Origin of the sequence: uncultured Kordia sp. (assembly GCF_947489565.1) — a bacterium.
Taxonomy (GTDB): domain Bacteria; phylum Bacteroidota; class Bacteroidia; order Flavobacteriales; family Flavobacteriaceae; genus Kordia.
On the sequence record NZ_CANLEA010000072.1, the window covers coordinates 1 to 308 of the forward strand.

At 37.7% G+C, this 308-nt stretch carries 1 protein-coding gene; it reads left to right on the plus strand.

The features are described from left to right. The coding region (locus Q0845_RS27760) for a phosphopantetheine-binding protein (RefSeq protein WP_298521220.1) at nucleotides 1–308 on the plus strand (308 nt) is incomplete at both ends.

Below are 308 nucleotides of genomic sequence, written 5' to 3' on the forward strand. Positions count from 1 at the left end.
AATGGAAAGATTGACAAAACGAATCTACCAAGTATAGACCAAGAAGTTGCCACAAAACAAAGTTATGTTGCACCAGAGACGAATCAGGAAAAAATACTATCTGAAATTTGGACTACTGTGTTGGGCATTTCACAAATAGGAAAACATAGTGATTTTTATCATTTAGGAGGCGATTCTATCAAATCGATTCAAGTGGTTTCACGCTTAAAGCAACAAGGTTATGGACTTCGTGTAGGTGATATTCTTCGCTATCCAATTCTGGAAGATTTAGCGCCGTTACTTACTTCGAGCACTTTAACGCACGATCA